Origin of the sequence: Kribbella sp. NPDC050281 (genome assembly GCF_040655855.1) — a bacterium.
In the GTDB taxonomy this organism is placed as follows: Bacteria; Actinomycetota; Actinomycetes; order Propionibacteriales; family Kribbellaceae; genus Kribbella.
Map to the genome: position 1 here is coordinate 195583 of NZ_JBFAKS010000007.1, position 18875 is coordinate 214457.

Annotated in this window: 23 protein-coding genes; 9 read left to right on the forward strand and 14 right to left on the reverse strand. The window is 69.4% G+C overall.

The genetic code is table 11. From position 1 onward, the window contains the following. Positions 1 to 31: 31 nt before the first annotated feature. Together acs and AB0I34_RS10460 are read right to left on the reverse strand one after the other, a co-directional pair. The gene (acs, locus tag AB0I34_RS10455) at positions 32 to 1966 is read right to left on the reverse strand and encodes an acetate--CoA ligase (protein ID WP_360442816.1); all 1935 of its coding nucleotides are present in this window, start codon (positions 1964 to 1966) and stop codon (positions 32 to 34) included. A gap of 232 nt (positions 1967 to 2198) precedes the next feature. Beyond that, positions 2199 to 2636 (reverse strand): MarR family winged helix-turn-helix transcriptional regulator, encoded by a 438-nt coding sequence (locus AB0I34_RS10460; RefSeq protein ID WP_360442699.1) that lies wholly within the window; start codon positions 2634 to 2636, stop codon positions 2199 to 2201. Positions 2637 to 2758: 122 nt separating this feature from the next. Here AB0I34_RS10460 and AB0I34_RS10465 point away from each other — a divergent pair, with 122 nt between their 5' ends. Next, positions 2759 to 3433 (forward strand): SIS domain-containing protein, encoded by a 675-nt coding sequence (locus tag AB0I34_RS10465; protein WP_360442702.1) that lies wholly within the window; start codon positions 2759 to 2761, stop codon positions 3431 to 3433. Positions 3434 to 3439: 6 nt separating this feature from the next. Then, on the forward strand, positions 3440 to 4015 hold the full coding sequence (locus AB0I34_RS10470; protein ID WP_360442705.1) for an AAA family ATPase: 576 nt from the start codon (positions 3440 to 3442) through the stop codon (positions 4013 to 4015). Here the strand turns inward: AB0I34_RS10470 and AB0I34_RS10475 are convergent. Then, positions 4000 to 4758, reverse strand: coding sequence for a GntR family transcriptional regulator (locus tag AB0I34_RS10475; protein ID WP_360442708.1), 759 nt, complete (start codon positions 4756 to 4758; stop codon positions 4000 to 4002). The two genes, AB0I34_RS10470 and AB0I34_RS10475, sit on opposite strands and share 16 nt — an antisense overlap. 211 nt (positions 4759 to 4969) lie before the next feature. Between AB0I34_RS10475 and AB0I34_RS10480 the strand changes: the two genes are divergently transcribed. The 4 genes from AB0I34_RS10480 to AB0I34_RS10495 all read left to right on the forward strand — a co-directional run bounded on the left by AB0I34_RS10480 (position 4970) and on the right by AB0I34_RS10495 (position 8683). After that, on the forward strand, positions 4970 to 5917 hold the full coding sequence (locus AB0I34_RS10480; protein WP_360442711.1) for a glutathione S-transferase C-terminal domain-containing protein: 948 nt from the start codon (positions 4970 to 4972) through the stop codon (positions 5915 to 5917). A gap of 91 nt (positions 5918 to 6008) precedes the next feature. Beyond that, entirely contained in the window at positions 6009 to 7223 is a 1215-nt protein-coding gene (gene nhaA / locus AB0I34_RS10485) for a Na+/H+ antiporter NhaA (RefSeq protein WP_360442714.1), read from the forward strand. Positions 7224 to 7316: 93 nt separating this feature from the next. Then, complete coding sequence (locus AB0I34_RS10490) at positions 7317 to 7778, forward strand: phage holin family protein (RefSeq protein ID WP_360442717.1); 462 nt, start codon at positions 7317 to 7319, stop codon at positions 7776 to 7778. 53 nt (positions 7779 to 7831) lie between these two features. After that, the gene (locus tag AB0I34_RS10495; RefSeq protein ID WP_360442720.1) at positions 7832 to 8683 is read left to right on the forward strand and encodes an alpha/beta hydrolase; all 852 of its coding nucleotides are present in this window, start codon (positions 7832 to 7834) and stop codon (positions 8681 to 8683) included. Here AB0I34_RS10495 and AB0I34_RS10500 read toward each other — a convergent pair. The 6 genes from AB0I34_RS10500 to nth are packed head-to-tail and all read right to left on the reverse strand — an operon-like array spanning position 8640 to position 13181. Then, the gene (locus tag AB0I34_RS10500; protein ID WP_360442723.1) at positions 8640 to 9323 is read right to left on the reverse strand and encodes a hypothetical protein; all 684 of its coding nucleotides are present in this window, start codon (positions 9321 to 9323) and stop codon (positions 8640 to 8642) included. The genes AB0I34_RS10495 and AB0I34_RS10500 overlap by 44 nt on opposite strands. A gap of 1 nt (position 9324) precedes the next feature. After that, entirely contained in the window at positions 9325 to 9834 is a 510-nt protein-coding gene (locus AB0I34_RS10505; RefSeq protein WP_360442726.1) for a SigE family RNA polymerase sigma factor, read from the reverse strand. A gap of 47 nt (positions 9835 to 9881) precedes the next feature. Further along, a complete protein-coding gene (locus tag AB0I34_RS10510; RefSeq protein WP_360442729.1) occupies positions 9882 to 11054 on the reverse strand; it encodes a MarP family serine protease in 1173 nt (390 codons plus the stop codon). Beyond that, positions 11051 to 11821 (reverse strand): CoA pyrophosphatase, encoded by a 771-nt coding sequence (locus AB0I34_RS10515; RefSeq protein WP_360442732.1) that lies wholly within the window; start codon positions 11819 to 11821, stop codon positions 11051 to 11053. The genes AB0I34_RS10510 and AB0I34_RS10515 overlap by 4 nt, the downstream gene beginning before the upstream one ends. Continuing rightward, a complete protein-coding gene (locus tag AB0I34_RS10520) occupies positions 11818 to 12408 on the reverse strand; it encodes a TlpA disulfide reductase family protein (protein WP_360442735.1) in 591 nt (196 codons plus the stop codon). Before AB0I34_RS10520 ends, AB0I34_RS10515 begins: the two co-directional genes overlap by 4 nt. After that, on the reverse strand, positions 12405 to 13181 hold the full coding sequence (nth, locus tag AB0I34_RS10525; RefSeq protein ID WP_360442738.1) for an endonuclease III: 777 nt from the start codon (positions 13179 to 13181) through the stop codon (positions 12405 to 12407). Before nth ends, AB0I34_RS10520 begins: the two co-directional genes overlap by 4 nt. Before the next feature lie 134 nt (positions 13182 to 13315). Between nth and AB0I34_RS10530 the strand changes: the two genes are divergently transcribed. Further along, complete coding sequence (locus AB0I34_RS10530; protein WP_131361434.1) at positions 13316 to 13993, forward strand: Crp/Fnr family transcriptional regulator; 678 nt, start codon at positions 13316 to 13318, stop codon at positions 13991 to 13993. On the opposite strand, the gene AB0I34_RS10535 is transcribed toward AB0I34_RS10530, so the two are convergent. The 4 genes from AB0I34_RS10535 to AB0I34_RS10550 are packed head-to-tail and all read right to left on the reverse strand — an operon-like array spanning position 13990 to position 16222. Then, positions 13990 to 14766 carry an MBL fold metallo-hydrolase gene (locus AB0I34_RS10535; protein ID WP_360442742.1) on the reverse strand — a complete coding sequence of 259 codons (777 nt, stop codon included), beginning with the start codon at positions 14764 to 14766 and terminating at the stop codon, positions 13990 to 13992. The two genes, AB0I34_RS10530 and AB0I34_RS10535, sit on opposite strands and share 4 nt — an antisense overlap. After that, positions 14763 to 15593: an NUDIX hydrolase gene (locus tag AB0I34_RS10540; protein WP_360442744.1), complete on the reverse strand. Its 831-nt coding sequence runs from the start codon at positions 15591 to 15593 to the stop codon at positions 14763 to 14765. Before AB0I34_RS10540 ends, AB0I34_RS10535 begins: the two co-directional genes overlap by 4 nt. 9 nt (positions 15594 to 15602) lie before the next feature. Further along, a complete protein-coding gene (locus AB0I34_RS10545) occupies positions 15603 to 16064 on the reverse strand; it encodes a RidA family protein (RefSeq protein WP_360442747.1) in 462 nt (153 codons plus the stop codon). Continuing rightward, positions 16061 to 16222 carry a hypothetical protein gene (locus AB0I34_RS10550; protein ID WP_165553378.1) on the reverse strand — a complete coding sequence of 54 codons (162 nt, stop codon included), beginning with the start codon at positions 16220 to 16222 and terminating at the stop codon, positions 16061 to 16063. Before AB0I34_RS10550 ends, AB0I34_RS10545 begins: the two co-directional genes overlap by 4 nt. 62 nt (positions 16223 to 16284) lie before the next feature. On the opposite strand from AB0I34_RS10550, the gene AB0I34_RS10555 reads away from it, so the two are divergent. Both AB0I34_RS10555 and AB0I34_RS10560 read left to right on the forward strand, forming a co-directional pair. Next, positions 16285 to 17235, forward strand: coding sequence for an ArsA-related P-loop ATPase (locus tag AB0I34_RS10555; RefSeq protein ID WP_360442750.1), 951 nt, complete (start codon positions 16285 to 16287; stop codon positions 17233 to 17235). Beyond that, a complete protein-coding gene (locus tag AB0I34_RS10560) occupies positions 17232 to 18356 on the forward strand; it encodes an ArsA family ATPase (protein WP_360442752.1) in 1125 nt (374 codons plus the stop codon). Before AB0I34_RS10555 ends, AB0I34_RS10560 begins: the two co-directional genes overlap by 4 nt. A 208-nt stretch (positions 18357 to 18564) precedes the next feature. Here the strand turns inward: AB0I34_RS10560 and AB0I34_RS10565 are convergent, their stop codons facing one another. Beyond that, a complete protein-coding gene (locus tag AB0I34_RS10565; RefSeq protein WP_360442755.1) occupies positions 18565 to 18687 on the reverse strand; it encodes a hypothetical protein in 123 nt (40 codons plus the stop codon). Positions 18688 to 18875: the final 188 nt, after the last annotated feature.

Below are 18875 nucleotides of genomic sequence, written 5' to 3' on the forward strand. Positions count from 1 at the left end.
GACCCGAGGGCTCACAGGCAGAGCAACAGTCTTAGTCTTCGTCGGATTTGCCGGATTCCAGGTTGGACTTGATGAGGTCCATGACGGTGGAGTCGGCGAGGGTGGTGACGTCGCCTACCTCACGGTTCTCGGCGATGTCGCGGAGCAGGCGGCGCATGATCTTGCCGGAGCGGGTCTTGGGGAGTTCGGCGACGACCATGATCTGGCGCGGCTTCGCGATCGGGCCGATCTCCTTGGCGACGTGGTTGCGGAGCTCCTGGACCACGTCCGGTCCACCGTCGCCGGCCTCCGAGCGAAGGATGACGAAGGCGGCGATCGCCTGGCCGGTGGTCGGGTCGGAGGCTCCGACGACCGCGGCTTCGGCGACCTTCGAATGTGAGACCAGGGCGGACTCGATCTCGGTGGTGGACAGGCGGTGGCCGGATACGTTCATCACGTCGTCGACCCGGCCGAGCAGCCACAGGTCGCCGTCCTCATCCTTCTTCGCACCGTCACCGGCGAAGTAGACGCCCGGCCAACGCGACCAATAGGTCTCGACGAACCGGTCGTCGTCGCCCCACAGCGTGCGCAGCATGGCCGGCCACGGCTTGGTGATGACGAGGTAGCCGCCGGAGCCGTCCGGTACCGACTTGCCCGCGTCGTCGACGACGTCGACGCTGACCCCCGGGATCGCCTTCATCGCGGCGCCCGGCTTGCCCGCGGTCACGCCCGGCAGCGGCGAGATCATGTGCATGCCGGTCTCGGTCTGCCACCAGGTGTCCACGACCGGCGCCTTGTTGCCGCCGATGTTCTCGCGGTACCAGATGTAGGCCTCCGGGTTGATCGGCTCGCCGACCGACCCGATGACCCGCAGCGTGGACAGGTCGAACTTCGCCGGGATTTCGGCGCCCCACTTCATGAACGTGCGGATCGCGGTCGGGGCGCAGTACAGGATCGAGACCTTGTACTTCTGGACGATCTCCCACCAGCGGCCCTGGTGCGGGGTGTCCGGGGTGCCTTCGTACAGCACGGAGGTGGTCGCGTTCGCGAGGGCGCCGTACACGATGTAGCTGTGGCCGGTGACCCAGCCGATGTCGGCCGCGGTCCAGTACACATCGGTGTCCGGCTTGAGGTCGAAGACGCCCCACTGGGTGTACGACGTACCGACCAGGTAGCCGCCGGTCGTGTGCAGGATGCCCTTCGGCTTGCCGGTGCTGCCGGACGTGTACATCACGTAGAGCGGGTGCTCGGCGTCGAAAGCCTCGGGTGTGTGGTCCGCAGACTGCTTGCCGACGAAGTCCTCCCACCACAGGTCGCGGTCCTCGACCATGGCGGTCTCCTGGCCGGTCCGCTTCACCACGAGCACATTGCGTACGTCGGGGCAGTCCACCAGCGCGGCGTCCACCGCGGGCTTCAGCGCCGCCGGCGCGCCCCGGCGGTAGCCGCCGTCGGAGGTGATCACGACGCGGGCGTCGCAGTCCAGGATCCGGCCCTTGAGCGCGTCCGCGGAGAAGCCGCCGAAGATGACCGTGTGCGGGGCACCGATCCGGGCGCAGGCGAGCATCGCCACCACGGTCTCGGGGATCATCGGCATGTAGATGGCGACGATGTCACCGGGCTGGACGTTCAGCTCGAGCAGCGCGTTGGCGGCCTTGCTGACCTCGTCCTTGAGCTGGGCGTAGGTGATCTCCCGGGTGTCGCCGGGCTCGCCCTCGAAGTAGTACGCGACCTTGTCGCCGAGGCCGTTCTCCACGTGCCGGTCGACGCAGTTGTATGCCGCGTTCAGCTTGCCGTCGGCGTACCACTTCGCGAACGGCGCGTTGCTCCAGTCCAGCGTCTCGGTCGGCTCCACCGACCAGGTCAGGCGCTTGGCCTGCTCGGCCCAGAACCCCTCGAAGTCGGCGGCGGCGCGGTCGTAGGCATCGGCCTTGACGTTCGCGTTGGCGGCCAGGTCCGCGGGCGGCTCGAACCTGCGCTCCTCGTGCATCAGGTTCGACAGTGCCTCGGACTGGGGTGACTCTGCATTCGTCACGTCGACGACTCCTCCTCGCTGGCTTCGGCGCGCTGGAGCGCCCGGTTACCTTTCTACCAACCGCAGACCCCGGCGCGGAACCGGTGTATCGCCGAGCAGTCCCCGATCTGCGCCGAAGAGGACCAATTCCGGGCCGGACGGTGAGTCACGGGTTGTCCGTCACGAGTGCTGGGTCACCGGTGCTGGGTCACTGGTGCTGGGACAGGACGCGGGTGAGCAGGGTGGTCAGGCGTTTTCGGTCCGTCGGGGACAGCGCGGCGAAGATCTCGTCCTGGGCTTTCGCGACCAGCGTCGTGAGGCGTTTGTGCCGGCGGCGGCCCGAGGCGGTGATGGTGATGATGTTGCGGCGTCCGTCGGCGGGGTCCGGGGTACGCTCGACGTACCCTTCGTCGACCAGTTCGTTGAGGGCGGCAACCACGTCGCTGCGGTCGATGCCGGTGTGCCGACCGAGCGTCGCCTGACTGGCCGGGCCGAACTCGACCAGCGTCGCGAGCAGGCGGAAGTGGTACTGCCGCGCTCCCGCGGCCGCGAAGGACTCGGTCACGATCCGTTGCGCGTGCGCCGCGCTCTGGGTCAGCAACCAACTGGGCGTCTGTAACAACACGCTGGGCGTCTGCTCGTCCACGGCCCGGAGTCTATCCGTTGGCCGGTCCTACGATTCCAGTCCGGAAGAGTGCAGGAAGAGTGCCGGAAGAGGTCCAGGTGAGTTCCTGGTGGAGCCGTCGTCGGATCGGTAGGTTCGGCGTCATGGCTGGGGCTGAGGAGTACATGGAGAAGGCGTTGGACGTCGCGCGGCGAGCGGCGGAGACGCAGGTCGGGGCGATTCGGGTCGCGGCGGGTCTGGTGGTCGAGGCGACGCTCGCGGGGCGGGTGTTCTGGGTGTTCGGGACCGGGCACAGCCACCTGATCGCCGAGGAGTTGTACGGGCGGGCTGGCGGGCTGGCCGACGTTCGAGCGGTGCTCGAGCCCGGGCTGATGCTGCACGAGGGGTTGCAGAAGAGTTCGCTGCTCGAGCGGCTGCCCGGGCTGGCCGACGTACTGCTGGAGACCAACGAGATCGCCGCGGGTGACGTCATACTGATCGCGTCGAACTCGGGGCGGAACGCCGTGCCGGTGGAGTTCGCGCTCGGAGCGCGGAAGCGTGGTGCGCTGGTGATCGCGCTGACGTCGATGGCCCACAGTACGGCGACGACGTCGCGAGCGCCGGGTGGTCAGCGGCTGTTCGAGACCGCGGACGTGGTGATCGACAACTGCGGCGTGCCGGGTGACGCGCTGATCGAGGTCGACGGCAGCCCGGAACGGACCGGCGCCACCTCGACGATGGTCGGCGCGCTGCTCGTGCAGGCGCTGACGGTGGAAATCGTCACCAGGCTCACCGCCGCCGGCGAGACCCCGAACATCCTCCGTAGTCTGAACGTCTAGCAGGCCATGAGCGATGTCAGGCAGTTTCTCCTGCAGATGTCGGGCGTTCCGGGGTCCGGCAAATCCACGATCGCGCGACACGTCGGTGCCCGGTACGGCGCGATGGTCGTGGATCTCGATGTGATCAGGAGCGCCGTTCTCGATGGTGGCGTGCCGGCCGAAGGAAGCGGCAGGGCCGCCTACCCAGTCATGTACGCGTTGACTCGGAGCCTCCTGGATCAGGGGTTCAGCGTGGTGATCGACAGCCCTTGCCAGTACGAGGAGATCATGGCGACGGGCCGGGAGATCGCCGATGAGCGCGGTGTCGCCTACAAGTACGTGGAATCCCGGACGGACGATCTCGCGGTGATCGACAGTCGACTCAGAGCCAGAGTCCCGATGCGAAGCCAGCGTCGAGGCGTCGGCCTGCAGCCGGTCGATCTCGGCGATACGGACGCCGGCGGCGAGCAGGCGTTTCGAGGGTGGCTGCACCTGACGAAGCGGCCCACGCAGGGGTATCTCCAGGTGGACGCGACGGAGCCGATGGACCTGATCCTCAAAGAGGTCGAGGCCTATCTCGAGCTCGGTCAGGTGGCGCGGTAGGCCACCGTGATGTCGTAGCGGTCCGAGCGGTAGACCGAGCGGCCGAATTCGATCACCTGGTCGTTCGCGGTCCGGGGGGCCGAGGTGATGATCAGGCACGGGGTGGTCGAATCGATCTCGAGCAGCTGGGCGTCGATCGGGTCCGGTGGGGCCGCGACGATCGACGCGGACACCATCCCGAGGGCGACACCCCAGCGTGACGACAGCACGCCGTACAGGGACTTCTCGGCGAAGTCGACCTCGTCGAGGCCCGGCCATCGCCGCAACGACAGTGCCGTGCGCTCGACTGCCATCGGCTCGCCGTCCGCGGTCCGCAGGCGGACCAGGTGCAGCACCGGGGTGCCGACCGGCTCCTCCAGCTCGCGGGCCAGCTCCTCGCCGGCCGCGCCGACGCGATGCTCGAGCACCTTGGCGCCTGGCGTGATACCGCGGTCGATCATGTCCTGGCTGAACGACGACGCGAGGATCCGGGTCGGCCGCGGCTCGGCAACGAAGGTGCCACCACCGGGACGACGGGCGGCCAGTCCTTCGGCCACCACCCGGTCGACTTCCTGGCGCACCGTCATCCGGGCCACGCCGAACCGCTCCGCCAGCACGCGCTCGGACGGCAGTACCGTACCGACGGCGAGCGAGCGGGTGAGTTTCTCCAGAATCTCGCGAATCTGGTCACCCTTCGGGCGATCGGTCCGAAGCTCCGTGGGGAGTTCGGCGAGATCGCCGGGGTTGTTCCGTGGGCGAGCCATGAGGTCAGTATCCCTGGGAATGTGCCCGGCAAACCGGTTGCCGGGGGGCGCATGCCGCGGTCGTGGTCCTGATCGTTCGAGCTGCTCCGGCCGACCGAGACGGCGCTGTCCCGGACGACCTTGTCAGCCAGACTGTAACGTCAGTTACCGGCTCACGGCCAGCGAGCGTCCGCGCCCGGGTGATTCCAGCAGCGGGGGTAGTTTTACCGTTATGAGCCCCGCACAGTTCGTGAAGGAAAGCTCAGTGTCCGGCGAATGGAAACGCCAGGGCAACCGATTCACCGGCCGGATCACGCGCGATGCTGCCGCCGGTCCGGGCGAGGGTCCCGACGACCAGGACCGCTGGCCGGTCGAGCCTGGCCGGTACCGGCTGGTGGTCAGCCTGGCGTGTCCGTGGGCGCACCGATCCGTGATCGTGCGCAAGCTGCTCGGCCTGGAGGATGCGATCAGCCTGGCGATCGTCGACCCGATCCGGGACGAGCGCGGCTGGCGGTTCACCCTCGACCCGGACGGGCGTGATCCGGTGCTCGGCATCGAGTTCCTGGCCGACGCGTACCGGCGGACCGACCCGACGTACGAGGGTCGCGTGACGGTGCCGGCGATCATCGACACCGTGACCGGTTCGGTCGTCACGAACGACTACCCCCAGATCACGCTCGACTTGTCGACCGAGTGGACCGATCACCATCGCGAGGGTGCGCCGCAGCTGATCCCGGCGGATCGCGCCGAGATGGACGAGCTGATCGAGGACATCTACCGGGACGTGAACAACGGCGTGTACCGCTGCGGCTTCGCGACCACGCAGGAGTCGTACGAGGCGGCGTACGACGCTCTGTTCGCGCGGCTCGACGTACTCGAGGAGCGGCTGGCGGATCGGCCGTACCTGCTCGGCGACACGCTGCGCGAGGTCGACATCCGGCTGTTCACCACGCTGGTCCGCTTCGATGCGGTCTATCACGGTCACTTCAAGGCCAACCGCAACAAGCTGACCGAGTTCCCCAACCTCTGGCCGTACGCCCGGCGCCTGTACCAACTCCCCGCCTTCGGCGACACCGTCGACTTCGACCAGATCAAACGCCACTACTACCTCACCCACGACAACATCAACCCGACCGGCATCGTCCCCAAGGGCCCCGACGCCCGCGTCTGGACCACCTGACCGGGCGGGTCACGAGGTAGAATCCAGCTTCGGGTGTGCCGGGAAGTCTGGTCGGCGTTCGTCCGAGTGACCCCGAGCGAAGGCCCGATGCATGAGTGAGCCCCCGAGGATCCGGCAGAAGAAACGAGCGTTCCCCCGCATTCTGGGCCGGGAGCGTGCCTTCCTGGCCGACACCCTGCGGGCCGAGACCACCGGTGGTCTGCTGCTCCTCGCCGCCGCAGTGGTCGCGCTGGTGTGGGCCAACTCTCCGTGGCAGGACACCTACCACCAGGTGAGCGACGCCCGGGTCGGTCCGCTCACCGTGGAGGCGTGGGCTTCCGACGGCGCGCTGACGTTGTTCTTCTACCTGGCCGGCGTCGAGCTGAAGCGTGAGTTCGTGGTCGGCACGCTCTCGCGGATCAGCGAGGCGGTGGTGCCGGTGGCCGCGGCAGTGGCCGGAATGGTGCTCCCGGCAATCATCTACCTCGCGATCAACCTGACCGCCGAGCACGGCCGGCCGCACGGCTGGGCGGTGCCGACGGCAACGGATATCGCGTTCGCCCTTGCGGTGCTCGCGATCGTCGGCTCGTCACTGCCGAGTGCACTGCGAGCCTTCCTGCTCACGCTCGCGGTGGTGGACGACTTCGGCGCCATCCTGGTGATCGCCGTGTTCTTCGCGCACGGTTTCCACCCGCTGTCGCTGCTCGCCTCGGCCGCACTGATCGCGGTCTGGTACGTGCTCCAGCGCCGCCGCGTCCGTACGCCGTTCCTGTACGTGCCGATCGCGATCGGGGCCTGGTGGTTCATGTACGAGTCGGGGATCCACGCAACGATCGCCGGCGTCGCCCTTGGCCTGGCCACTCGCGTCGTCCCCGATCCAGGTGAGGAGCACGCGCCCGCCGAGCGGATCGAGCACCGGCTCCGGCCGTGGTCGGCGGGTGTCGCCGTACCGCTGTTCGCGTTGTTCGCCGCCGGGGTGACGTTGAGCGGGAACGCCCTACGCGAGATGCTCACCGACCCGGTCGCCATCGGAGTGGTCGCCGGGCTGGTATTCGGCAAGATGATCGGTGTGTTCGGCGGGTCGTGGGTGACCGCGCGCTTCACCCGGGCCGAGCTGAACTCCGACCTGGCCTGGCGGGATGTCGGTGCCGTGTCGGTGCTGGCCGGCATCGGATTCACCGTCGCCCTGCTGATCGCCGGGCTGGCGTTCGGCGACGACATCGCGCAGGTCGAACGGGCCAAGGCCGCAGTCCTGGTCGCCTCGCTGTTGTCCGCCCTGATCGCCGCCGCGTTGCTGTTCCGCCGCAACCGCGCGTACGCCGACTGAGCCGGGCCGCCAGACGCATGGGCCAGATGCACGGGGTTGGGTAACGGCGGCGGTAGTGTCGGGGCACGGACCGGTGGAAGGAGTGCCATGTCGATGGGGCAGAACGGGGACGAGCCCACGGTCGGCCAGCTCGTCGCGAACGCCAGCAAGGACCTGTCCAACCTGGTCCGCAGCGAGATCGAGCTCGCGAAGACCGAGCTGAAGAAGTCCGCGGTCAAGGCCGGCACCGGCGCGGGTCTGTTCGCCGGCGCGGCCTTCCTGGCGCTGCTGGCGATCGTCCTGCTGTCCATCGCTCTGGCCTACGCGTTCACCGCGCTCGGCCTGCACCCGGCGCTCGCCTTCCTGGCCACCGCCGGCATCTACCTGGTGATCGCCGCCGTCCTGGTGCTGATCGGCAAGCGGTCCCTCAGCAGCGCGAAGGGTCCGGAGCGCGCGATCAAGACCTCGAAGGAGTCGGTCGACGCACTCAAGGCGATCGGTAAGGGCGACGAGGTGAGCCTCCCCGGCGCCCAACCTGAGCCCACCGCCCCTCCTGAGCCCGGCGGACGGCGCTGAGCCCGGCAGGTGTCGTCGACCTCCTGGTCGACGGGCCTTGGTCGCACTCACTGGTGGCGGCCAACGGAGCACGGTTCCACGTCGCCGAATGCGGAGCGGCCGACGACCCACTGGTCCTGTTCCTGCACGGCTTTCCCGAGTTCTGGTGGGCCTGGCGTCACCAGCTGCCGGTGGTTGCCGCGGCGGGCTACCGCGCCGTCGCGATGGACCTGCGCGGGTACGGCGCCAGCGACAAGACCCCACGCGGTTACGACCCCTACACCGCTGCCGCCGATGTCTCCGGCGTCATACGTTCGCTGGGTGCCACGGACGCCGTCGTGGTCGGCCACGGCTGGGGTGGCTTCATCGGCTGGTCGGCCGCCGTACTCGCGCCGCGTCAGGTCCGGGCGCTGGCCGCGGTCTCGGCACCACACCCGCTTCTGCTGGCCCGGTCCGGTCAGCCGAAGGCGCTGACGCGCACCGCGTGGTTCCAGCTGCCGATCCTGCCCGAGCGTCGTCTGCTCGCCCAGGACGGCATGCATATCGAGCAGCTCCTCCGCGCGTGGGCGGCGCCTGGCGGCAGCTTCCCCGATGCCGAGGCGTCCCGCCGCTACCGCGCCGCCTTGCAGGTCTGGCCGGCACCGCACTGTGCGCTCGAGTACCACCGCTGGTTCGCCCGGTCCCGGCTACGCCCCGACGGGCGCAAGTACTCGGCCAGGATGCGTACGCCGATCGCCGTACCCGTGCTGCAGATCTACGGGGCACAGGACGCGGCGGTGTCGCCGACCGCGGTCACCCCTCCTCGCCTGATCACGGCACCGCTCCGCCACGAACTGCTCACCCCGTCGGGCCACTTCCCGCACGAGGAAGCGCCGGACCTGTTCAACACCCAGCTTCTGCATTGGCTGGCGTCCGTCCGGGGGTAGAGCATGCAGTGGGCGTGCGCTCCCCCGTACCGGAGGTCCCGATGACCGCCAACCTCCCCGACGGCTCGACGCGATAGGTGAGCTTGTTGATGCTGCCGCAGCCGTAGACGATGGTCAGCCAGACCTCTTTGTGATCGCCTCGGTCGAGGAGTTCGCCGACTGAGATCTCCGCGAAGCGACGCGTGAAACATCCCGTCGAGGTACTGGCTGTCAGGGGGGTTCCCCAGCGGGCAGGCACTGTGGCGGAGACCCGCCGGCTGATCTCCTGCCGGCTCAGCTCCGTCAACTGTGCTGGTGAAGGCATCCCTGGCATCTTCCAGGCGGGCGTCTGCAGCAGCACCAGTTGCCGCCAGCCGTCGCTCGGCTGGTAGCGCCGAGCGGTCGCCTCGATCGCGCCGACCCAGATGTCCGTGTCGGAGACGGGCTTCGCCGCGGCGGCCGGCTGCGAAGCCGGGCCGGTCAGCCACCGGATGCCGACCAGAGCGCCCGCGACGACGATCAGGATCGCGGCCACGGCCAGCAGGATCGGGCCGGTCCGCCGCCTTGTGGTTGCCTCGGGCAAGCGGTCGGTCAGCTCCTCCTTCTCCGTGAAGGTCTCCCGGAGCAGCTCGCCGATCTCGTCGTCTGTCAGCCTGGCCATCTCAGTGCTCCTCCTCGGCGGGCAGCTTGTTCCGCAGTGTCTCCAGCCCTCGGGAGGCATTGGACCGGACCGTGCCGGGCGCGACGCCCAGTACTTCGGCGATCTCGTTGTCCGGCAGGTCTTCGTAGTACCGCAGGACGAGCACGGCGCGTTGCTGGCGTGGCAGCCCGGACAGGAGGCGCCAGGCGGCGTCGCGCTGAGCCTGCCGAGCGCTGATGTCCTCACCCGACGGCTGGTCGGCCGTCTCGGCGATCGGGACCTCGCTGTACCTCCTCAGCCGGCGCCAGCTGAGGAACTCGTTGACCACCATGGTCCGCAGGTACGCCTCGGGATGGTCCAACGCACTGATCCGGGCCCACTTGCGGTGCGCGCGGGCGAACACGGTCTGAACCAGGTCCTCGGCACTGTGCACCCCGCCGGTCAGCATCAGACCGAGCCGTAGCAGCCGCCGCTCGCTCGACTGCACCAGCTCGTCGAACGACAACGCCTGTTTCACCCCATCGACCGTCACCGTCACACCCCTTCAACGCGGCGGCGGCGCCGATCTGCTGCACGACCTCACGTGCAGGTCTGGGTGGAGACCTCCTGGGTGGCGTTGGCGCCGTCGCGGGCGTCGTCGGCGACCTGTTCGGCGGTCAGGACGTAGCCGGTCCGGTTGTCCTCGACCGATGCCGCGAACACCACGCCGTACACGGTGCCCTTGGACGACAGCAGCGGGCCGCCGGAGTTGCCCGGCCGGACCGAGGCCCAGATCGAGAACGCCTGCCGGGTGACCGTGCGGTCGCCGTAGATGTCCGGACCGCGGAGCCGCTCCTCGGACCGGATCCGGGCCGGCTCGGAGTCGAACGGACCGTTCTCCGGGTACCCGAGCACGACCGCCGGGTCGTCCGCCTTGCCGCTCAGGTCGAAGTTCAGCGGCGCCATGTCCAGCTTGGGCACGTACAGCACCGCGACGTCGACCTCGGGGTCGAACAGTACGACGGTCGCCTCGTACGACTTCCCGTTGACCTCGACCTGTGGCGAGCTGACCCCGGCGACGACGTGGGCGTTCGTCATCACCCGCTGCGGCGCGTAGACGAACCCACTGCCCTCGAGACCGCGCGAGCAACTCGCGACCCCGGTGACCTTGGCGATCCGGGTGTAGGCCTGCCGGACCATCGGCTGCCGGGCGATCGCGGAGTCGGGCGGTTGCGTCTCGCGGATCCGCTCCGGCACGAACGGGTCGAGGAAGCGCGGGAACAGGTCGGTGTTCACGACGTCGTTGAACGCCTGCAGGGCCTGGTCGGCGCGGCTCGGCAGCACCTGGTCGACCTTCGCCAGCACCTGTGAGCCGCGGACGGCGGACGTCACGCTCGGGATCCGCGCGCCGCTCACCGCGACACCGAGCACCCACGAGACGATCAGCACCGACACCGCCGCCAGCGCGGCACCACCGAGCGCATCGACGGCCTTCACCGGCCGCCAGGTCATCTTGTTCCTGAGTCTGGACCCCAGGACGGCACCTATGGTCCGTCCGATCGACGCGAGCACCACGACCAGCACCAGCGCGGCGAACGAGACCGAGACGCTCGGTGAGAAGTTGTCCAGCACCCGCGGTACGCCCCAGACGCCGACCGCGGCACCGGCAAGCAGGCCGATCGTGGCGCAGGCACCGAGGACGAACCCCTCGATGTACCCCGAGATCGCCACCAGCGCGGTGATGATCAGCAGCGCGTAGTCGAGCTTGCTCACTCCACACCTTCCGACTCGTCACCGTCCGGACGGCCGAGGTCGTGCTCGATGGCGGTCAGCCGCCGCACGTCCTCCGGTCGTCGCCCCTCGCTCCGCCAGGCCGCCTCGACCAGTCGGTCGGGCAACGGTACGACGACCGAGGGGTCCCAGTCGCGCGCCCAGCCGCCCAGCACCAGCAATTTGTCCAGCAGCCCGGCGGTGAAACCCCAGATGTACAGGTCACCGACGGTGAACGCCGGCCCGGTGAATCCGGACGGGTGCAGGCAGCTGATCCGGTTCGCCGGATCGACCAGCGCGCTGACGGGCACGGTGTGCACCGACGCGACCTCGGCCGGGTCGACCACTGCGACCGGCGACGGCTCCCGCCACCAGGCCAGCACCGGCGACACCCCGAAGTTGCTCACCGGCACCCAGAGCGCCGGCCAGATCGCGAACGGTACGACGCCGGCCGGGTCCAGACCGGTCTCCTCCTCGGCCTCCCGCAAGGCGGTCCGCACCAGACCGTCGTCACCGGTGCCGTCCTCCGGATCGACGCCACCACCCGGGAACGCCATCTGCCCGGCGTGCCGCCGCAACGTCCAGGCCCGCTCGGTCAGCAGCACCTCCGGCCCGTCGTTGCCATCAGCAAGCAAGATCAGAACGGCCGACTGCCGCACGGACGGATCGTCCGGCGGCAGGAAGCGGGACAACAGCTTCGGGTCGACCTCCTCGGACGCCTTCGCCAGCCGCTGCAGCCAGTCCGGGATCTCCACACCCTCGAACGTCACAACGCCACTCCCAGCTTGTCCCGCACCAGTTGGTCCAGCTGCTGCTGCGACGTGAACGGCCCGTGGTGGACGTAGGCGATCGCACCGTCGGAGTTGACGAACACGCTGATCGGTGGCCCGCCGATCTTGAACGGCTGGCGCAACTGCTTGTCCGTGTCCACCAGGTGCGGGTAGCTCAACTGCTGATCGCCGGCGAACTTCACCGCCAGCTCGGCCCGCGGATCGTCGTAGTCGATCCCCAGCAGCTGCACCTTCCCGGTCGCCCGCTTCGCCAGATCCGCCAGGTACGGCGCTTCTTCGCGGCAGGGGGTGCACCACTGGGCCCAGACGTTGATGACGAGTGGGCCACGGAGGTCCGCGAGCCTGACGTCAGGCCCACTCCCCAGGCAAGGCAGGCTGACGTCCGGAAGTCCGTTGCTGACCGGCGGTTTCGACTCGGTCGGCGGGCAGGCCGCCAGCTTGTCGGCGCCGGCCACCGAGGACTGGGTGATTGTGTCGCCCGCGCTGGGCTGGTCGGACCCACACGACGCCAGGAGCAGTCCGGCGACAATCCACCCGACCGCCCACAGCGTCGTACGCACCCTCATGCCGGGACCTTCACCAACTTCGCCGCGGCCTCGGGGTTGGTCGGGCCGGTGCCGTAGGACGGGCACCACTGAGCCACGGGGCAGGCGCCGCAGGCCGGCTTCTTGGCGTGGCAGCGACGGCGGCCGTGGAAGATCAGCCGGTGCGAGAGCATCGTCCAGTCCTTCTTCGGGAACAGCTCGCCGATGATGTGCTCGACCTTGACCGGGTCCTGCTCGGTGGTCCAGCCGAACCGGCGTACAAGGCGGCCGAAGTGGGTGTCGACGGTGATCCCGGGGATGCCGAAGGCGTTGCCGAGCACCACGTTCGCCGTCTTGCGGCCGGTGCCGGGCAGCTTGACCAGCTCGGTCAGCTTGTTCGGTACGACGCCGTCGTAGTCGTCGACCAGGGCCTGGCCGAGCTTCATCACGCTGTTGGTCTTGGCCCGGAAGAAGCCGGTCGGCTTGAGGATCGCCTCCAGCTCCTCCCGGTCCGCCTCCGCGTAGGCCTGGGCGTTCGGGTACTTCGCGAACAGGCCCGGGGTCACCTTGTTCACCAGCACGTCGGTGGTCTGGGCCGACAGGATGGTGGCCACCAGCAACTCGAGCGGGGTGGTGAAGTCCAGTTCGCAGTGAGCGTCCGGATACGTCTCGGTGAGCACCTTGTGCATCTTCCGGGCCCGGCGGACGAGCTGGGTGTGCGTCTCGTCGACGAAGACCGGGGCCTTGCGAGGGAGCTTCAGAGGTACTGTCGGCAGCGGCCCTGGGACCGGAGCCGCGACACGCGGGGATGGCATGCAGGACAGCCTACGTGGCGGGTCCGACACCCGAGGGGCTACGGTTTTGGGGCAACCGGGTGTGCACGACCCGGTGCCGGGAGGGGTCGAACCCCCGCCCGCAAGTCGTGGTCGAAGGTCCTAGGAGGCCCAAAGTGGATGCCGCAGTGCTCCGACAGGCACCGCTGTTCAGTCAGCTCGACGACGAGGCGGCCGACGCCCTGGCCGCCTCGATGACCGAGAACCGGCTGCGCCGCGGCCAGGTGCTGTTCCACGAGGGCGACTCCGGTGATCGGCTGTTCGTGGTCGTCGAGGGCAAGGTCAAGCTGGGCCGGACCTCGGCCGACGGCCGGGAGAACCTGATCGCGGTCCTCGGCCCGGGTCAGATGTTCGGCGAGCTGTCCCTGTTCGACCCGGGACCGCGCTCCGCGACGGTCACCGCGGTCACTGACGCCTCACTGATGTCACTGACCCACGACGAACTGCTGCGCTGGCTGGCCGGCCGCCCCGAGGTGGCCCGCGGCCTGCTGCTCCAGCTGGCTTCCCGGCTGCGCAAGGTCTCCGACGTGGTCGCCGATCTGGTGTTCTCCGACGTCCCGGGCCGGGTCGCGAAGGCCCTGCTCGACCTGGCGAGCCGCTTCGGCCGGACCGCCGACGACGGCGTCCACGTCCACCACGACCTCACCCAGGAGGAGCTGGCCCAGCTCGTCGGCGCCTCCCGCGAGACCGTCAACAAGGCCCTCGCCGACTTCGCCTCCCGAGGCTGGGTCCGCCTGGAGCCACGTTCCGTCGTACTGCTCGACGTCGACCGCCTCCAACGCCGAGCCCGCTAACCGTTCAGGTAGTCCAGCTGGGCCCGGACCGATCTCTCGGCCGCGGGCCACAGGCTGCGGTCGACGTCGGTGTAGACGTGCTCGACGACTGCTTCTGGAGTGGTGTGGCCTGCGGCTCTTGCTGCGCGGACCTGGGCCAGGCGTTCGTGGCGGTGGTTCAGGTAGTAGGTCAGGACGGCGGTGGGGTCGTCGATGACGGGGCCGTGGCCGGGGAGTAGGCGGTCTACGCCGGCTGGGGAGTTGGCGAAGGCCCGGAGGCGCTCGAGAGACTCGAGATAGGGGCCCAGGGCACCGTCTGGGTGGGCTACGACGGAGGTGCCGCGGCCCAGGACGGTGTCTCCGCTGAGGAGTGAGCCGTCCTGCGGGAGCCAGAAGCAGACCGAGTCGAGCGTGTGGCCGGGCGTCGGAAGGACCTCGATGCGGAGGTCGCCGGCGGTGATCACGTCCCCCTCTGCGAGGCCGTGAGCGTGGTCCGTGGGGATGCGGAACGCCGGGTCGACCGAGCGGACCGCGCAGTTCGCACGGTTCGCGAACCAAGCCGCGCCCTCTGAGTGATCCGGGTGCTTGTGCGTGAGCAGTACGACGGCCACGTCGCCGGCGGCATCGAGCACGGCCTGCAGGTGCTCCTCCATCAGCGGACCAGGATCGACCACCACGGACCGCTCCGCGTCAGGCGCTCGCAGGATCCACGTGTTGGTGCCGTCCAGCGTCATTGGCCCCGGGTTCGCGGCCAGCACGCGGGCGGCGTACGGCGTCACCTGCTCGACAGTCATGTGGTCTCCAAATAGGCCTGGTCGCCCTCGACCCGTACGGCGGGCAGCACCGGCCGGATCTCGCGGTCACCTGCCGCGGCCAGGGCCGCGGCGACATCGTCGTACGGCGTGAGGTCGCGGCAGCAGACGTACGTCGGGGGCAGCATCAGCAGCTCACCCGCATGCACCGCGGTGACGGCGTCGGCCGGGCGCATCCAGGCGACCTGGTCGGACTCGCTCGTCACGTCCCGGGTGATCTGGCCGGCCGGGAGCGCGGCGACGAAGAAGCGGGTGTCGTACCGCCGTGGTTCGAACTCGGGGGTGATCCAGTGCGCCCACGCGCCGAGCAGATCGGCCCGCAGCACCAGCCCGCGCCGATGCAGGAAGTCGGCGAACCCCAGCTCGCGCGACTCCAGGGCGACCCGGTCGGCCTCCCAGTCGTCGCCGGTGGTGTCGTCGACGACCGATTCACTCGACGGCCCCGCCAGCAGTACGCCGGACTCCTCGAACGTCTCGCGTACGGCGGCCGCGACAAAGGCAGCCGCGGCTTCGGCTGTGCACCCCATCCGGGCCGCGAACCACGCCGGCGGCGGGCCGGACCACGAGTCGGCGACGGTCGAGTCGGTCGGATCGACCCGCCCGCCGGGGAACACGGTCATCCCGGCCGCGAACGCCATCGACTGCTGCCGCCGGAGGAGGTAGACCTCCGGTCCGGCGGCAGTGTCGCGCAGCAGGATCACCGTCGACGCCGGCCGCGGGTCGACCGGCGTACGGGCCTCACGGACGTAGGCGAGGGCGGCCTGCGCCATCCGTCCGGACAGCAGTTCGGAATCCAGATCGCGGACCATGCCGAGCCGTCAGGCGACCTCGACGATCAGCTCGACCTCGACGGGCGCGTCCAGCGGCAGCACCGGTACGCCGACGGCGCTCCGCGCGTGCTGGCCGGCCTCGCCGAAGACCTGGCCGATGAGCTCGGACGCGCCGTTGGCGACCTGCGGCTGACCGGTGAAGTCGGGCGTCGAGGCGATGAAGGCGACCACCTTGACGACCCGGGCCACGGTGGCCAGGTCACCGATCTGCGCCTTGATCGCGGCCAGCGCGTTCAGCGCACACTGCTGGGCGCAGTCGCTGGCGACCTCGGCGCTCACCTCGCCGCCGACCTTGCCGGTGGCGATCAGGGTGCCGTCGCGCAACGGCAGCTGGCCGGACGTGTAGACGAGGTTGCCGGTCCGAACGGCCGGTACGTACGCCGCCACCGGCTTGGCCACGTCGGGCAGCTTGAGGCCGAGCTCGGTCAGCTTCTCCTCGGGGTGGCTCATTTGTCCTCGATCTCCCGCTTGAAGTAGGCGACCAGGTTCTCCGGGTTCAGGCCAGGGACGACCTGGACCAGCTCCCAGCCGTCCTGGCCGAAGTTGTCCAGGATCTCCTTGGTCGAGTGAACCAGCAGCGGTGCGGTGAAGTACTCGAACTTCTTCATGAGGTGGACTCTAACGGGCGCCGTAGCGAGTGTGGTGTGGCCCACGTCCTACCCTGGAGACCATGGCGAGGCTGCACGTGGTGACCGGCAAGGGCGGCACCGGGAAGACGACCGTTGCGGCTGCCATGGCACTCGCGCTGGCCGAGCAGGGCAAGCGGATCCTGCTGGTCGAGGTGGAAGGCAGGCAAGGGCTTGCCCAGCTCTTCGACATCCCGCCACTGCCGTACGTCGAGACCCGGATCGCGCAAGGTCCGGGCGGCGGCGAGGTATTCGCGCTGGCCGTCGACGCCGAGGCCGCGCTGCTGGAGTACCTGGACATGTACTACCACCTGGGCCGGGCCGGGAAGGCGCTCGACAAGGTGGGCGCGATCGACTTCGTCACCACGATCGCCCCGGGCCTGCGCGACGTCCTGCTGACCGGCAAGGTCTACGAAGCGACCCGGCGGAAGGCGCACGGGCGGCTCGCGTACGACGCCGTCGTACTGGACGCACCGCCGACCGGGCGGATCGCACGGTTCCTGAACGTGAACCACGAGGTCGCCGACCTGGCCAAGGTCGGGCCGGTCCGCAACCAGGCGGACGCGATCATGGGCATGCTGCGCTCGGACGTGACCCGGATCCACCTGGTCACGCTGCTGGAGGAGATGCCGGTCCAGGAGACGCTGGACGCGGTCGAGCACCTGGAGGAGCTGGACCTACGGATCGGTTCGATCGTCGTGAACATGGTCCGCAACAGCCCGCTCGACGACGAGTCGATCGCCCTTGCGGTGAAGGAGAAACTGCCCGCCGCCGAGATCTCCCGAGGGCTGCGCGCCGCCGGTGTTGGCGTGAGCAAAGGGCTGGTGGACACCCTGATCGCGGAGGCGCACGACCACGCCGTCCGGATCGGACTGGAACGCGAGAACCGCGACCGGATAGATGCCCTCGGCAAGCAGGTGACCGAACTGGCACTGCAGCCGGAGGGAATCGACAACGGCACCCTGATCGACCTGGCCGAGGAGTTCCGCGCGTGACGGACTTGGATCTGGATGCTTTGATCGACGACCCGGGGACGCGCATCGTGGTCACCTGCGGCGCCGGCGGGGTCGGCAAGACGACCACGGCCGCGGCGCTCGGGTTGCGGGCCGCCGAACGCGGGCGGAAGGTCGTCGTACTGACGATCGACCCGGCCCGGCGGCTGGCGCAGTCGCTCGGGCTGACCGAACTGGACAACACCCCCCGCGAGGTGGCCGGTGTCCATCCCGCGAACGGTGGCCGGCTGGACGCGATGATGCTGGACATGAAGCGGACCTTCGACGAGGTCGTGATCGCCCACGCTACGCCGGACAAGGCCGAGCAGATCCTCGCGAATCCCTTCTACGTCGCACTGTCGTCGTCGTTCGCGGGGACGCAGGAATACATGGCGATGGAGAAGCTCGGCCAGTTGCACAAGCAGGCGGAGCAGTCCGGCGACTGGGACCTGATCGTCGTCGACACCCCTCCGTCGCGGTCGGCGCTCGACTTCCTGGACGCACCGGAGCGGTTGGCCTCGCTGCTGGAGGGACGGTTCCTGCGGTTGCTGCTGGCACCTGCCCGCGGGCCGTTCCGGCTGATGTCGGCCGGGGTGAACATGGCCATGTCGGTGCTGAACAAGGTGCTCGGTGCGCAGGTGCTGACCGACGTACAGACGTTCGTTGCGGCGTTCGACACGTTGTTCGGCGGCTTTCGGCAGCGGGCCGAGCGGACCGTGGCGCTGCTGCGTGAGCCGCACACGGCGTTCCTGGTGGTGGCCGCTCCACAGAACGACGCGCTGCGGGAGGCGTCGTACTTCACCGAGCGGTTGCGCGAGGAGAGCATGCCGCTGGCCGGCGTGGTCCTGAACCGCGTGACCAACACCCACGTGCCGGATCTGTCGGCCGAGCGGTCACTGGGCGCGGCGGAGCGACTGGAGGAGGCGGACAAGTCGCCGCTGACCGCCGCCGTACTGCGGTTGCACGCCGACAAGATGCAGCAGGTCGTCGGGGACCACAAGCGGGCCGACCGGTTCCGCCGCGGCCACCGCGCGATCCCGACGGTGGAGGTCCCGGCCCTCGCCGACGACGTCCACGACCTCACCGGCCTGCGCCTCATCGGCGACCTGCTCACAGCCGTTTGAGGCTGCGGCTGTCAAGCTTCTGCACGCTCCTGCACAGGCGGCCCCAATGGCACCGGACGGTCCCTAACCTGACCTCCGCGGCGCCATTCCCCGACCCTGTGGAGGTTCACCCGAACATGTCAGTACTTCGCCCAACCTCGCGACGGCTCCTGGCCGCCGCGACGCTGACAGCCGTCAGCATCGTGAGTACGACGACAGCCGGCGCCGCTCAACCATCGACGCCGGCTACCAGCGCTGTGGCTGCCGGCGGCGCGCACTTCGCCGTGCTCGTCCCGCCCGGCGCTCCCCTGACCGCAGCCGAGACCGCGATCACCGCCAATGGCGGGACCATCGGTCAACGCTGGCCGCAGATCGGTGTGGTGTTCGCACGCTCACCGCAGTCCGACTTCGCGATCAAGGTCCGGCAGGCGCCCGGCGTCGCCGGCGCCGGCGCGACCCGCGCGCTCAACGACCTCGCCGACGCCAAACGGACCACCGGCGGTCAGTTCCAGCGGGTACCTGCTCAGATCCCGCTGAACC